We start from the raw sequence: 14,198 nt of genomic DNA, 5'->3' as shown, positions 1-14,198 counted from the left end.
GTACTTCGCTTCCCGCTCGCCGCGCCCGGTCCAGTGGAGCACCATCACCATCCGGAATCCGATATGCGCGACCGCACCGGCCGCCGGGCAACGGCGGTATCGAAATCATCGTGTGTCGCCGTACGATCGCCGTGCGGCCGTTCGGAAGATTCCGGTGCCGTTCCCGGACGCCCGGTCTCCGGGAAGACCGGCAGATCGGCGAAGAGATCCGAGAGCTCGGGGGCGTTCCGGCGTTCCGCGATCAATGCGCGAGTGATCTCCTCGGTCTTCACGGCCATCGCGGCGGACGCTGCGGTGGCCGCCTCGGTGACGGCCGCCGCGATATCGTCGTACCCCAGCTCCCCGATATTGTCGGCGAACCGGGTCTCAACCACGAGATTGTCGGCGTTCACGGTCACCGTCACGGTATTGCCCTGTGCGGATCCACTGGCGGTCAGCCGAGCTCGGCGCCGCCGGAACTCCTCGATCGCTTGCATCTGCCGGTGATAGCTCTCCATGGCCGCCGCCACAGCCTCCGAGTGCACCGGCATCGGTTCAGGCCACCCGCTCATCGTCTCCTAGATCCCCTGTCGTTCCCGGAAGCGCCGTTCGAAGCCCTTCACAAAAGTTGTCGGCGCCACCGAGGAGGACGACCGTTCCAGCACACCGTCATCGGCGATGTAGTAGATCGCCCGGCCGATCGCCAGTTCCCCGACCGGAACCGGCACATACACCATCCACCCGCAGCTGAACCTGTCGCAGACCAGCTGATCCAGCGGGTATCCCGAGATATCGATCCCTTCCCCCTGCACATGGCCGCGCACCCGGAACAGCGCTTCGTCCTGCGGCATCTCCGGCGGCAGTGAGGCCACGACACCGGCCAGCGACAGCTGGTACATCGCACCGTCGATATCGAAATGCTCGTCGTCGTCGAACAGCGCCGTCACGGTGTCCCGGGTGACCACACCGATATCCGCCGCCGTCACCAGATCCACCGCGGCCGCGCGCTCCCGGGGTCCCGCCGGCTGCGCCGCCAGGCCGGCGATGACTCCCGCTGTCGTATCCACGGTCCAGACACCGGGGACGGCGGAGACACACTGCCGCATCGAAGGGGATTCGCCCCGGAACCACCGGCCCCCCGTCCACCAGTAGACGAACGACATCAGCCCGGTCGACGCGCGCGGGCTCAGCACCGAATCGGTCACCCATTCCGGCGCTCCCGCGTATAGCTGTGGCATTTCGGCGCCGTCGTTGTACACGGCGTCCAGTTCCGGGGCCTCCCAGATGCCGCCCGACAGCACCGCGCGTCCGTTGGGCAGCGAATACAGGGTGGACCCGCCACGCCGCGAACTCTCGAACCAGCCCAGCGACGGCGAGACCCGCGGTCCCCAGTCGGACCGGGCCGCCACGAAACCCGCAGCGATACACGCCCACCGCGACCATAGTTGCGGAAAATCCGGGAGATCCTCGTACACCGCCGTGGGGCGTACCGAGGCCGCCGTATCCGCACGTGCCGCAACGGCCGCTTGCTGCGGTGTGCGCTGCTGGGGATTCCCTGGCGCGATATAGGCGGCCAGCCACACCGGCAGCCTGCCGCGCGGATACTCCGCCAGATCGGCTCGGTAGACCTCTGGGTCGAAGATCTGGTTCGGTGGGAACGGCTCCGCCCCGTAGTCGTAGCCGACCTCGAACTCACCGTCGGCGGTCAACCGCAGCAGCAACCGCCACCAGGGTTCCCCGTCTAGTTCGGCGACCAAGGCACGATGCTCCCGAACTCGAGTCGAGACCGCGTCCGGCGGATCGGCCCGCAGCGACCGTTCATCGTCGGTGTACACCACTTCGGCGATGTCCATGGTGGCGGTCACCGCGAACGCCGCCTCCACCTGTTTCCACCCGGGCGGCCCGAATGCCCCCAGATCTTCGGCGATCCGGCGCGCGGCACGACGGTCCGCCCGATCAGAATCATGTTCCTCGGCGGCGTCCTCCGTGCGCTGCGGAACCGGGAGGTCGCTGCCGTCCCGGGCTGGGTCACGGCTGTCGTCCTGGGCCGGGTCGAGCGCGAGACGGAAGCCGATATCGGGCGCGTCATCCGGAGTCGGCGCGGCACCGGACCCGCCGTCCACCGGCGAGTCCGGTTCGTCGCCGGGGTTCTTATCGCTCACCACCTGTTTCCATCTCCTTCCCAGTCCCGCCGGATAGGACCACCCCGTCGTCCGGGAAGTTCATCCGGCATTCACGGCCAGGAAATGCGCGAATCCTGTTCTCGTTCACTACCGGATTCACACCGACTTTCGGATAGTCTCCGCCGATAAATGTTCGACGTCGTCGAGCAGTGTTGCGGCACTGCTGATTCCGGTGTTGATCTCGTCCCAGGAATCCACCATCGTCCTGGCACTCTCTTCGTGTAGATCGCCCATCATCCGGAACCCGTCCGCCCCCTCGGAGAATCGGCGTCCGAAGCTGTCGTCACCACATGCCACGTCGAGGTCGCTCATTATCGCGCTCGTCCATTCGGCGATGCGCACGAAATCCGCGCGGATGTCCGCAGCGACCGAGGCGGCACTGTTGGTCCCATCTCCTAATCGGTCTGGATCTACGCGCATATCACTCATTCCTTCGCCTTCCGGAGGCCGCCGTCAACCGCCTGTAGAATCAGAAGCTGTTGTAGACCATCTTGTCCGCCGCACCGGCGTTACCGAAGGCCGCCTCGATGGCATCTCTGAGCTTTGCGAGCTTCAAGTGGGTGTCATCCATCGCGAGCTCCAACTCGTGCGCCTTCGCGGCGAAAGCCTCCGAACTGCTGTTGTCCTCCCATGCCACGTTTATCAGCTCGTTCTTCGCACTTATGAAATTATCGTGGTGAGTATTCAGCGCCTTATAGTATTCGTTCATCTCCTCAACCAACTGTGCGCCAATAGATCCTTGATAGTCCATGGTCATTAGTCAACTCCGTTTCGAATATTTCCTCAGAGCAGATTTGTCAGTGCAGCAACGTTCTCTTCGTCGACGTTTGCGAGCGTTTTATTGCCCTCGAAAACAGTGTCTTTGAGCGCGACGATCTTGTTGTTCAGGTCTTGCGCCTCACCAGTCCACTCGTCCGAAGCTCGCTGCCCTGCAGCGGCTGCCGCACCTTTCCATCCGCTACGAGCAGCGTCGAACGAGCTCTGCACTTGACCCACGACGGTAGAAATACCGTCGACGGCATCGACCAGCCGGTTGACGACATCGGCCGCGGCGCCTTCTTCCAGGCTTACTCTGTCGGACATTCCATTACTCCTGTCGTTGTCGCTTCGATCCAGTTCAGTCAGAGAGTGAGGGCCTTGTCCGGTGTTCCGCCCTGTAGCTCCTCGGAAATATGCCGGGCCGCACCGACCACCGGCAATGTGACGCCACTGATCTCGCCCACGACCTCGGCACCATTACTCTCGGACACCTCGGCCGGACGAGCACTGGCAGCACTCGACTCATCTGCCGGTCGCGCCAGGCCTGCGCCCAGCCCGCCCATCGGCATCATGCCCCCGGGCCCGCGCGCTGGGCTCGAGCCCGTCATCGGTGTCGCTCCGGGGCTGCCGGCGGTAGGCAGGGAACTGGGTACCCCGCCTGCGCTGAAGCCGCTACGAGGCCCCCAAGCTGCGAGATACTGCGGCTGGCTACCGATCCCCGTCGACGGCAATCCGGTCCCACCCGCACCAGATGGCCTGCCCACACCACCGTCGAGATCATCATTCTGCGTACTGCCCGACTCCGGCCCGGGCGGTTCCCGACCGGCAGCTCTTGCCGCTGAAACGGCCATCCCGGACAACGCCGGAACGAGTTGCGCCAGTTGTGACAGGATCTGCACAGGATCCATACCTTCAGCACCCGAAACCGGCAGTTTCTGGCCGGACTGCATCAACTGCGCACTTTCGATACCGAGTTCGGTGCGAGTCTTGCCGACGACGACCAAGGCCTCGGCCAGAGTTTCCGCCGTCATTGTCAGCAGGAACATCTGGCCGCCACCGGTAGCAAGAAAAGGTGCGGCCGCTGTCACCGAGGCCAAGTATTTCGCGATGATCGCCGCCATTGACGCGGCTCCGGTGAACACAGACCCCGCGGCCTTCACTGTATGCGCCGATGTTTGGGCGCTCTGCAAGGACACCGCAGCACTATCTCGCTGGACCTGCGTGGCAGTATCGGACGCGGCGTCGGCGCCCATCCCCTGCCATAAGGACATGGCGACCTGCAGGGCAGATGCCCCTACTTGTGCCACCGACTGGATTGTTCCGGAGATGTCCGAGAACACTTGGGCGGGATCGGATCCGGGATCCGCGGACAACCGTCCGGTGCCGAAGGCATCGGCCAGATCTGTGAGCGGCTTGACCAATAACGAAAGGTCCAAGGCCGGAAGCGGTGGCAACTCCGGTAATACCACTTCCGACGGCAACGCCGGGAGCGGACCGAGCCCGAGGTCGGCGAGCACTTCGGAAACCGGACGGGTGGATATGGAATCGGGAACATGCTGAGCCAGCAGACTCTGCACAGCATCGTCAATCGGTGTCATCACGCTGGCACACACCTATGGAAGTCAGTTCGGCAACGCTCGCCTCTTCCGCGCCCTCATAGTGCGCGGCTCCCTCATACGAGGCGAGGGCTGTGGCAGCATGCACGGCGGCAATTTCTGTCACCGACCGTAGGTTATTGACCTGAGCGAAGGCGAACGCCGCCAAGAAATCCTGCCCGATAACACCGAAAACCGGCACCGCAGCTGCGATGATTGCGGACTGATTCGTTGCTCCGGCGCCCGCCGCCGTCACCGCCATCTCGGCGGACACCTCACCGAAGCGGCGGACAGCATCGGTGACGACAGACAAATCATTCATCTAAGCCCCTGCTACCTGAGTAATCCGGCTCGTTCTGTATTCCGACGACCGATCCCCGTTGCCATTCGCGCCAATAGGGGAATTCATCACCGCAGAAAATGTTTCACAGTGAGACTCCGTCGACATCATGGATACATTCTTCGTCACCAGCCACGCCCCTGACAAGGACATGATCATGTCAGATTCGGGCGAACTCGATTCTCTCGCAACGTCTTCGGGGCGGCGCGGCTGCGTGCAGGATCACATCGGCCCACTATGGTGCAACCGGACGAAGGACGCCGCTTCAACTCACCTACGCTGGTCCCGGATCGCCTCGATCACGTGGATGATCTCCGTATTCACCTTCTCGATCAACTGTTTGGGGCCGGCCCCGATGGCGACAGGGGCGTCCTCCTGGTAGATCACATACCGGCCATCGTCGCGGATATCGCGCCAACCGAGCTCACGCACGAGCCGATCACGCGGACCGAATCGTGAACGCCCCTGCTCCACCTGGATCACGCCGATCCCGGTTGCCGGACTCCGCAAGAAAGCAGCAGCGGCATCACGTTCGTCTTCGTCGGCCGAATCCCATACCCGAGGCATGCCGGGCCGGTGATCCAGCCCGTCATCGGGTCCGCCGGGGAGCCGCAGAGTCGACGATCGCCGGCCGGCGGGCACGTCCGGCAGCTCTGCGACCAACACATCAGCGAGACGCAACGGATCACATTCGGCCACCGTGAATCCGGCACTGTGATCGACAGTTTCCCCTGGCAGCTGTTTCAACAGATAGCCGCGGTCCTCGAAACGCACTGCGAGCAAACGGATACTGCCTTCCGGATTCCGCGGATTCCGGCCGTCTGCACCACGCACGACAAGCCGGACATCCGGCCGCGCAACACGTTCCAAAACACCGGCGAACATTGGGTCACTGGATTCACGCAGCCTGTTCCAGGTTTCTCTGCGCTCATGCAGATAGTCGCCGTACCGGAGGGTGCGACTGGTGAACACGAACGGCCTCGGCAGGAAATCTTCACGTAGCTGTGCCCAGAGCATGACGAACTCCAGGTCGGTGAAACTCCAGACCCGACTCATTCTTCCACCACCGGCCGCACCGTTCTGGGCGCAGTGCCGAACGCTTCCTCCAGGTGCTCGGCGGAGTTCAGCGAGGCGGGGCGCTTATATTCTTCTTTCTCCCCACCTTGTCCAGCGCCTCGTCCCGCAGCCCCCGGCGATCCGGGCGCCATGGGTGTGCCCGCCGGGCCCATGCCGGAACCGGCCAGGCCGGCACGACCGGGCTGCAGGCCTGCAGAGGCAACAGTATTAGCCCTGGGAAACAGTTTGGAATGATCGAGCGGAGTCCGAGCCGGACTCGACCCTCCAGGGGCCGCGGCACCCGCCGACCCTCCGCCCCCCGGAGTTCCGGCCCCCGCAGGTTTGGCCGCGTTCGACAGTCCCGGGACAACGCTGGGCCCCGGGCCGACGAGATCACCCACCGGGGGCTGCTGCGCCGCCGCTGCCGCCTGCCCGAGTTGCTGCGCCAGCTGTGCGGCCTGCTGGCTCGCCTGTTGACTTGCTTGTCGGGCGGCCTGGTCGGCCGCTTGCTGGGAAGCCTCCTCGGCGGACTCCCGTGCCCCCAGCCCCTCCTGCGCCGGTGGCCGGCCCCAGTCGAGCACCGGAAGTCCCGGCTGCCCGCCCGAGCCTCCGGGCCCCGGCATCTCGCCGACCGCGCCCGGCGGGACAATCGGTGCACTCCCACCGAAACTCGGCCCGCCAGCATCGCCGCCGTTCCCGGTCGCCATGTTGTCGCGGGCAGCATGGTCGTCACCACCCTGTTCTGTTGATGTGTCGCGAGGATCGCCGAAGACAGTGCCCGGAACCAGCAGCTCTGGTATCGATTCGGCGGACTGTGGCAGTCCGGTCAGATAAGTTTTTTTCATATTCTCGCGGTAGGTCTGAAGCGACAGCGCAGAATCGCTGCTCGTCCCGGTCCCGCCCGTTACGGAGTACCTACCTGTTTCAGACCATCCAGCAAGATCGGAATCTTCGGGCGACTGCGGCATATGCACCGCAGTCGTCCGCAGCCATTCGGCCGTGTAATGGAGATTCTCTCCGATGAATCCGGTTCGCCGCACCAGTTCGCGTACGCCTGCGGCATACTCGCGAATCGCGGTAACCACCGCCTCTTTACCCTCACCTTCCCACCTGTCCACGGTGCTGGAGTCGAGATTCGTCATAAATGAACTGTATATATCTTCGAGCTTTCCGGATATCCACGACCACCGACCCGCAGAGTCGGACACCACATCCGGCACGTTTTTTCCCGCACCAATGATACTCTGACCGAAATCGTAGAGTTGCCTGTAAGTCATCGCATCAACTGCGATGTCTTCCGCCATAATACTACTCGGGACCAAACCACCTTCGTCACTACTCGCGATGGTATCCCGAAGTTCTTCCAAGGATTCTGGGAACTGTACCGATTCGGGAGACTCACCAACCTGGTCGAATTCGTATACGAATTGATTCAAGTGATCGGATGTATAAGGAACCGCACGAGTAAACTCTCGCGAGTACGATGCACCCGCAGTCGGCGGCGGACCCTGCAATTCGACTGCTTCCCGAGGCACCGAAATATTGTCGAATCCTGCCACGCTCCGGTCCTCCGCTTCTGCGTAGGTTCTCCCCGCAGCAATGAACAGATCCACCAAGTTCTCGAGAATTTCTATATGCTGCCCAAGGATCCGCGCAAGGCGCGCTCCGCTGTCATTGAATTTCAACGCCAGAGCAGCACCGGAACGAAGGTTGCTCAGCGACGGTATTTCCAATTCCTCGACTACCGCCCTGACCGCCCGAACACCGCCGATCACGTCAGATGCGAGCTCCGCGGCCTCCAACGCAATACCATCATCGAACTCGAGATGCCCTGTACGAGCGTTTTCCACAATTGCGTGCCAGTCATTGCCCGAATCGCTCTCGCCACTCAATCTCAAACCCGTCCACCATGATAAGTTACAATTTTCTGGATCTGGAACAAACTTACGTGTTGTGTTGCTCGATCGCCAGCGACCCGAAAACGGTAATGGCAGCGCACCGAGCCTATCCGGGATCACCGAAGAATCGGCGCGAAGGTCCAGAACTTCGAGGTAGACCCACCACCGCCCTTGCTCGTAATCGCAGTCCCGGTGCCACATCGCAGACCCCAGGCGGCAAACATGTCCGATATCGGCACAGACTCGGCTGAATCTGCGCCTGAACCGTCGACTTATCTGCAGAGCAGCGGTTTCGTAGTCGAGGTCGGCTGCCCCGTAGCGTGCCATAGGAGTACGGAAGGGTTGACTAGTGAACCGTCTGCCCCTCGCGGTTGCCTGCGATGTGTATACCCGGCCGGTCTCCGTTCACGGTCCGCCGTTCATCGACCTCGGCGCGGCCGAGCCAGTTCCGCAGACACGAAACGGAGATCCCCCAAGCTCTTGGCGACCTGTCCGACCGATCTGTCGCTGGTTCGGGCGAGCTCGATCGCGCTGCCAGAACTCCGGCGGGTGTGCTGCAGGCATCCAGACTCCTCTCGTAGGCGAGTATTTCGCCTCACCGTCGGTGTCCGGCAACCTCAGAGCCGCCGCCAGGAACTACAACCACCAGGCGCCACCGCAGACCAGCGCTTGATCCTCGCGATCAACATCGTCTACCGTTCGATGTGATCGAACACACCGAATCGGTAAATCTGCCGCACAGAGGGGTTCAAGTCCCCCCTCGCGAACAGCTCACAGCTCTACCCCCCGATTCGTGTCATTCGCGACACGAATCACTCGGGCACCGTCTCAGAACCGAATCCACCGCGAGGCTGATCACGCCGGCGGTACACGGTCCCGGTCCTGCGCGGCGGGCCTGTTCACGGTGTCGGTGATCAACGGTCGCTCCCACGTCGTCGCCGCGTAGTCACCTGGCGACTCGGCCGGGAGCCCGACCGGCACCGGTACCACGATCTCCATGCGGGATCGGTCGTCATCACCGCGGTCCCGGCCGGACGAAGCCGGTGGGCCGCGGACGAATATGCCTTGCCGGCCAGGAACCGATCCGGCCGCGACCGGGTACTACCCACGCCCAGCCGCGACACCCGGATCTCGCCGAGCACGGTCGTGACTGCGGACAGTCGGCCCACTGACCAGGCGTCACCACCAGCGCCGGCGGCCGCCGGCACTGATCGACGGCCAGGTGCAGTTTCGTGGTGACCCCGCCTCGCGACCGCCCGAGACCGTGATCGGCAGGCTCGTCGTAGTCGACGCCGCCCGCGGGCTCGACCTGCCGGTCCGGGACGCGGCGCGCACCGGCTGCGTGCTGGTGTGCTCGAGCGATGGTGGAATCCACGCCCACCGTCCACTCGCTCTCGCCTGCCGCATCGGCGTGCGCTTGACGCGGTCAGCATCGACTCCGACACCCCGTCACGCCGGCCAGCGCCGGAACAGCCCGCACACGGTCTGCCACGGCCCATATACCGACGGGATATCGCGCCATGGGCTGCCGGTGCGGATCCGCCACCGGATCCCGTCGATCAACCCGCGTTTCGACCACCGCGACGGCCTGCCCGATTTCATACCGGCAGGTTGTGCTCGGTCGTTCAACCACCTGCCGGAGACCTCGCGCTGTCACCAACTTCTCTACCCGCACAAGGGGTTCCGCGCTCGAACCGGCCAGGCTGGTGAAACGCGGCCCAGCAGGGTCGAGAAGATCGTGAAGTCGGCACACCGTATCGCCGTGCATTCGGCTGGGTTACGCGGTTCGCTGCTTCTCGGCGATCCGGTCGGGGTCCAAGAGGACGAGTACATCTCCGTCCAATTCCGAGGTGATGGCACTGGTGGGCGTGGTGGAGCGTATTTCCCGGATGGTCTTGTCGATGGATACGTCCCCGCGTAGATAACCGGTGTGCGCTCCCGAGACGTCGAGGTCGACGATGTAGCGAATACGGGTCTCACTCGCATTCGCGCTCGTCGACTCGGTACCGTTCAGGGTCATTCCTTTCTCGTTGACGTAGTCGGTGTAGGCGACGGTGCGGAGGGTGTTGCCGTCGACCTCCGGGTCCGGGGCTTCACTCACCACCGCGGTGCCGCCGCCGGCACCGGGATACTCCCCGGGCTCCGGCAGCGGTGCCGGCTCCGGGATATAGGTACGCAGTTCCGGCGCCCAGGCCGGTTCCGGGGTGATTCGATCGCCCTCGACGGGCCCGACGCTGGTCGTATTCTTCACATTCGCGATCACCAGCCGTGTATCCGTGCGGTCGGTGGTGCTGAGCTCGAAGAACGCGACGGCCTCCCCGGTCGGGTTCCAGCTGGGCATGCTCCGGGCGACGTATCCGTCGTTGTCGACGAACAGTGGAATACCGTTCTGTCCCGAAAGGTCGTCTTCGACGGAGACCAGCCATTCTTGGTTGGTGACATTGACCGGTTTCGCGTAGGCCTCGTACACGCTCCCTTGGATGTGTGCCGCCAAGAAGGCCGGCCGTACGATTCTCGACATCGGGGTCAGCGCGTCGAGACCTCGCATGCTGCCTACCGCCATCCACTTCTGGTTGGGCGAGAGGTCCATGTCTTCGTCGTAGTCGAGATTGGCGGTCAAACGGGTCACCTCGCCGGTGGCCAGGTCCACGGCAATGTTGTCGACGTTGCCCGCCTCGTAGTGTCCGCCGATCACCACCACACCTTTTCCGTCGGGCGTCCATTGCTTGCCTTCACCCGTTCCGTAGATCACCCGGGCATCGACGACTTCGTATCCCTTGTCCGTTCGGCTCAACCTGCCTACGACGGGAACGGCGGCGATGAAGCCATTCGGAGCCACCTGGATCTGGGTGAACAAGACGTGCCCACCATCTGGTGACACCCTCATCTCGCGGGTGGCGTCCACAACGCGCGCTCCGGCCGGAGGCGCATGAACCGGCACCAACTGTCTGTCGCTGCCGTTTATTTCGAGAACAACCCACTCGTTGTCCCCGGCTTCCAGCAGAACCTGTCCGGAGCCGTCTTGGAAGGTCGTCATCTTGCCGAGATCAGCGGTGATCTCTGGTGAAACGCCACAGGTGACGCACTGAACGTTCGAGCCGTCAGTACCGATTCGGTAGATTTCCCTGCGGCCTCCATCGGCCGGCCGCGCATGGAAATATATCGTCCGCCCGTCCTCGGCGTACCGCGGATTCATCGGATTTGTGATGCCTTGGGGCATCTCCGGAATGATGCGTTCGATGGCCGGCGCCGGGGTAGATCCTCCGCCCTCGGAACAACTCGAAACAGCGATCGCCATGATCGCAGCCGTGGCGATCTGTGCATACTTCGATGCGCTTCTCATCGAGAAACCGTCCTCTCAACCTTGGTGATACGGGCCATACGCAAGCGCATGCCTGCGTAACGTGGCCGGCTTGTCGACGAGCGTGCGCAGGACCTTCGTGCGTACTGCCGAAAACGACGGCGAGACCACAGCTTCAGGCGGACGGAAGTCCACGCCGGTCCTGGTTGCGCCGGTCACCTGCCGGTTCGACAGGGTCGCGTGGTCACTCGGTTCCGCCGACTGTGGGCCCGGTGTACGGGATGTGACGGCGGGAGACGTCGGCATCCGGGATCGCACATAACACCTATATCAGATGTATCGGAAACGATGTATTGGTTTTAAGATCACAACATGGACGGAAGGCAGCTGAACAGACTCGGTCGGCGACTGATCGCACTGGCCCGCCAGGCCAACACGATTCCCGGCGACCGGATCCCGTCGTCCGGGGAGGCCGCGGTCCTGGGTGAGGTCGTCGAAAGCCCGGGCTGTTCGATCCGGCAGCTCTGTGAGCGCACGGGATTCGTGCAGAGTCACGTTTCTGCCATCGTGGCCGAGCTCGTCGGACGAGGCCTGCTGCGCACCGAAGCCGATCCCGCCGACAGGCGCCGCACTCTCGTCCATCCGGCCACACCGCTCACCTGTGGTGTCGATCGGCGGCAAAGCCCCATCGACGAGACGCTGGCCACCGCACTCGGGGACTCGGGCAAGGCCGAGGAAGCTGCCGCACTCATCGACAGGCTCGCGGCATTACTGCTGACCGATCGAAAGTCGGCAGCGCCGACCCCGGTCACCGCGCCGGCGAAGGGCTCGTAGCGCCACCGTGACGTCACCATTCGCCGGGCCCGGCCCGACGGCAAAGGTGGGAGGTAGCACTACGCCGCGCGGTGGCCGGGTGACCTCACCAGGCCCTCAACGTTCGGAAATGCAAATCACTTCGAAAAGGTCGATATCGGGCAACTCGACGATGAGCGAGGTTCCGGTGTGCCGGGTGCTCAGATCTCGGCGGGATACCAGGGCCGTTGCGTGAGTCCCGGGGTTCGCGCCGCGAATTGCCAGGCGACCGCCTGTGAGGGGAATGTGCGGGCCGAAAGATCGGCGGCGCGCTCCCGTCTGATTCAGTATGTGCGCCACGTAGCCCTTGTGGTCGCGGCCGAGGATCAACTCCGCCTGCTCGGGAAGTTCGGCGCTCACCGCGATATCGGCCATCGGGTGAAGTACGCGAAGCAGATGATCTCTGACCTCGGTTTTGCCGAATTCGCGGTATGTGCGCCCGATGGTCCAGGTGATCATCGAGTGAGTGCCGGAGCCGAACCGCATCGTGGCAACAGCCGGCTCGCTGCCGGGGCGGTGCCCGTAGGCGAGTTCCGGTGGCCCCCATGGCGCCTGGGCGAGCAGCTGACCGGCCGCAGCGGCATCCCGCTTCCAGGCGTACCGGGTGTTCGTGCCGAAAACCGGCACGATCGAACCCTCGTACCGGAAATCGCCTGCCCGGTGTTGCTCATCCAGCGTGGCGTAGGTGGACCACACGTCCGAGCCGGACTGTACCGGTCCTGTTTGCCGCAGTGCCGGACTGGAGGCCATCTCGACCGAGCCATCCGCGGTAACTCCACTATGTCCGGTGGTGAGCAGATTGCCACCGCGCCGGACGAACTCGTCGAGTACTTCGGCGATCTCCGAGCCCACAGCGCCGGCACCGGGGAGAACCACCAGCCGATAGCGGTCGATGACTCCATCGTCGGCCAAGGCCGTGACATCGTCGATCGGCAGCACATCGAAAGGGAGATGCCGCTGTTGCAGGGCCAGGTAAACGCCACGGAACTCCTCGATCGAGTCCAGATAGCCGGCGGAGACACCGCGGGCACCGGGCCGGATCAGCACTATGGACGCCGCGGGGCGTAGTGCCGCATAGAGATCGTGATGTGCGCGGTGGAATCGTGTCACCTGTTGGGCCAGCGAGACGCCGGCCATCGGGAGCCGGCCAGGTGCCCCGAGAATGTAGGTGGACGGATTCGCACCGCGTGCGATCGCCTGAATCAAATACTGGGCGACGTGCTCCGGCTGCTCGGCACCCATCCGGTAGGTCGAGTCGATATGGGCTACCGCGTTCAGGATGATCGGTGTCGCGGGCCGGGCCGTGGTCTGTGCGCTCACGTTCTCCGCGGTCGCGTGGGGCCAGAAGTCCTTGCCCGGCATATGACGGAAGGCATTGTTGCCCTCCTGGTACACGATCGGGGCGCCTCTGCGCAAGATCATCGCTAGGTCGCGATCGCGGATTGCGGTGTGCTCGCTGTATTTTCTCGCCAGCACTGCCAGCGTTGTCTCCGTGTACCGGCGCCACAACGCATAGCCGGCGGAGCGGTGGTCGTCCGGGAAGGCGCTTCCGCCGCTTGCCTCGGCGAATCCCCGTAAGCAGGACGCACAGTGGCAGATGCCGTGCACGACTTCGCTGTAGTCGCGTTCGCTGAAGTTGAACCAGTTGAAGAAGAAGCCGTCGACCGGGTAGCGGTCGAGGATCTCGTCGAGTATGTCGAGCGCTCGCTGCTGGTAGTACTGCCCGGAAGGACATGTGCTGTACAGCCCGTTGTAGATCTGCGGTTGTCCGCCGCGCGTGCTGAACAGCCAGTCGGGATGGTCGGCGGCGGCGCGCGGTGAGACCTTGGAAAGGTCGAGGCGGGCGAGAACTCGTATCCCGCGCTGGTTCGCCGCTGCCACAGCGTCGCCCAGGAAATCGCCGGAGGGGCGCTGGGCGAGGTAGGGATTGCGTGTGTGGTAGGGCAGGTCGGTTGGATAGAACGCGGCGATCCCGCCGGCATTGACCAGCCAGGTATCGGCCCCGTGCCGCTCGATGACGTCGAGAGCAGGTTCGATATCCATGGTGGCGTCGATTTCCTGCAGGTTGGTCTGGAAGACCGTGAACGGTTTCTGCCATCGACTGTGCGTACCGTGTGCGGGGCTTGCTGACATGCGGGCGATCTCCTTCGAAACCTGCTGGACGGGTGCCGGTCCGGCCGGTCGCGCAGTGGAAGCACGGTCGTTGCGGTCCGGGACGCGGTGCCGTCGCGCTAC

Annotated in this window: 13 protein-coding genes; 1 reads left to right on the top strand and 12 read right to left on the bottom strand. The window is 63.8% G+C overall.

Translation table 11 applies throughout. The features are described 5' to 3' along the window. Positions 1–44 precede the first annotated feature (44 nt). The 11 genes from NFL01S_RS29235 to NFL01S_RS29190 form a co-directional block, all read right to left on the bottom strand. On the bottom strand, positions 45–551 hold the full coding sequence (locus NFL01S_RS29235; protein WP_084493349.1) for a YbaB/EbfC family nucleoid-associated protein: 507 nt from the start codon (positions 549–551) through the stop codon (positions 45–47). A 6-nt stretch (positions 552–557) separates the two neighbouring features. After that, positions 558–2,141 (bottom strand): hypothetical protein, encoded by a 1,584-nt coding sequence (locus NFL01S_RS29230; protein ID WP_245670938.1) that lies wholly within the window; start codon positions 2,139–2,141, stop codon positions 558–560. 117 nt (positions 2,142–2,258) lie between these two features. Then, complete coding sequence (locus NFL01S_RS29225; protein ID WP_157117058.1) at positions 2,259–2,582, bottom strand: hypothetical protein; 324 nt, start codon at positions 2,580–2,582, stop codon at positions 2,259–2,261. Between the two features lie 49 nt (positions 2,583–2,631). Then, positions 2,632–2,919, bottom strand: coding sequence for a hypothetical protein (locus NFL01S_RS29220; RefSeq protein WP_062979515.1), 288 nt, complete (start codon positions 2,917–2,919; stop codon positions 2,632–2,634). 26 nt (positions 2,920–2,945) lie between these two features. Then, a complete protein-coding gene (locus NFL01S_RS29215) occupies positions 2,946–3,245 on the bottom strand; it encodes a WXG100 family type VII secretion target (protein WP_062979514.1) in 300 nt (99 codons plus the stop codon). A gap of 38 nt (positions 3,246–3,283) precedes the next feature. After that, positions 3,284–4,522: a hypothetical protein gene (locus NFL01S_RS29210; RefSeq protein WP_063916082.1), complete on the bottom strand. Its 1,239-nt coding sequence runs from the start codon at positions 4,520–4,522 to the stop codon at positions 3,284–3,286. After that, the gene (locus NFL01S_RS29205; RefSeq protein ID WP_062979512.1) at positions 4,506–4,838 is read right to left on the bottom strand and encodes a type VII secretion target; all 333 of its coding nucleotides are present in this window, start codon (positions 4,836–4,838) and stop codon (positions 4,506–4,508) included. The genes NFL01S_RS29210 and NFL01S_RS29205 overlap by 17 nt, the downstream gene beginning before the upstream one ends. A 288-nt stretch (positions 4,839–5,126) precedes the next feature. Next, positions 5,127–5,912 (bottom strand): ESX secretion-associated protein EspG, encoded by a 786-nt coding sequence (locus tag NFL01S_RS29200; RefSeq protein WP_062979511.1) that lies wholly within the window; start codon positions 5,910–5,912, stop codon positions 5,127–5,129. Continuing rightward, positions 5,909–7,804: a hypothetical protein gene (locus tag NFL01S_RS29195; protein ID WP_168433921.1), complete on the bottom strand. Its 1,896-nt coding sequence runs from the start codon at positions 7,802–7,804 to the stop codon at positions 5,909–5,911. The genes NFL01S_RS29200 and NFL01S_RS29195 overlap by 4 nt, the downstream gene beginning before the upstream one ends. 1,455 nt (positions 7,805–9,259) lie before the next feature. Beyond that, complete coding sequence (locus NFL01S_RS34885; RefSeq protein WP_084493348.1) at positions 9,260–9,412, bottom strand: transposase; 153 nt, start codon at positions 9,410–9,412, stop codon at positions 9,260–9,262. 175 nt (positions 9,413–9,587) lie between these two features. Then, on the bottom strand, positions 9,588–10,847 hold the full coding sequence (locus tag NFL01S_RS29190) for a hypothetical protein (RefSeq protein WP_245670937.1): 1,260 nt from the start codon (positions 10,845–10,847) through the stop codon (positions 9,588–9,590). A gap of 636 nt (positions 10,848–11,483) precedes the next feature. Here NFL01S_RS29190 and NFL01S_RS29185 point away from each other — a divergent pair. Further along, complete coding sequence (locus tag NFL01S_RS29185) at positions 11,484–11,945, top strand: MarR family winged helix-turn-helix transcriptional regulator (protein WP_062979509.1); 462 nt, start codon at positions 11,484–11,486, stop codon at positions 11,943–11,945. Positions 11,946–12,041: 96 nt separating this feature from the next. On the opposite strand, the gene NFL01S_RS29180 is transcribed toward NFL01S_RS29185, so the two are convergent. Beyond that, a complete protein-coding gene (locus NFL01S_RS29180; protein WP_062979508.1) occupies positions 12,042–14,096 on the bottom strand; it encodes an alpha-amylase family protein in 2,055 nt (684 codons plus the stop codon). Between the last annotated feature and the right edge of the window lie 102 nt (positions 14,097–14,198).

Origin of the sequence: Nocardia flavorosea NBRC 108225 (genome assembly GCF_001613385.1) — a bacterium.
Classification (GTDB): domain Bacteria; phylum Actinomycetota; class Actinomycetes; order Mycobacteriales; family Mycobacteriaceae; genus Nocardia; species Nocardia flavorosea.
This window is presented reverse-complemented; position numbering and strand designations above follow the sequence as displayed.

Bases quoted from the DNA above. Each gene is read 5' to 3' on its own strand.
- NFL01S_RS29220 (WP_062979515.1), bottom strand. From the start codon at position 2,919: ATGACCATGGACTATCAAGGATCTATTGGCGCACAGTTGGTTGAGGAG.
- NFL01S_RS34885 (WP_084493348.1), bottom strand. From the start codon at position 9,412: ATGAAATCGGGCAGGCCGTCGCGGTGGTCGAAACGCGGGTTGATCGAC.
- NFL01S_RS29215 (WP_062979514.1), bottom strand. From the start codon at position 3,245: ATGTCCGACAGAGTAAGCCTGGAAGAAGGCGCCGCGGCCGATGTCGTC.
- NFL01S_RS29180 (WP_062979508.1), bottom strand. From the start codon at position 14,096: ATGTCAGCAAGCCCCGCACACGGTACGCACAGTCGATGGCAGAAACCG.
- NFL01S_RS29205 (WP_062979512.1), bottom strand. From the start codon at position 4,838: ATGAATGATTTGTCTGTCGTCACCGATGCTGTCCGCCGCTTCGGTGAG.
- NFL01S_RS29225 (WP_157117058.1), bottom strand. From the start codon at position 2,582: ATGCGCGTAGATCCAGACCGATTAGGAGATGGGACCAACAGTGCCGCC.
- NFL01S_RS29190 (WP_245670937.1), bottom strand. From the start codon at position 10,847: ATGACGACCTTCCAAGACGGCTCCGGACAGGTTCTGCTGGAAGCCGGG.
- NFL01S_RS29235 (WP_084493349.1), bottom strand. From the start codon at position 551: ATGAGCGGGTGGCCTGAACCGATGCCGGTGCACTCGGAGGCTGTGGCG.
- NFL01S_RS29185 (WP_062979509.1), top strand. From the start codon at position 11,484: ATGGACGGAAGGCAGCTGAACAGACTCGGTCGGCGACTGATCGCACTG.
- NFL01S_RS29200 (WP_062979511.1), bottom strand. From the start codon at position 5,912: ATGAGTCGGGTCTGGAGTTTCACCGACCTGGAGTTCGTCATGCTCTGG.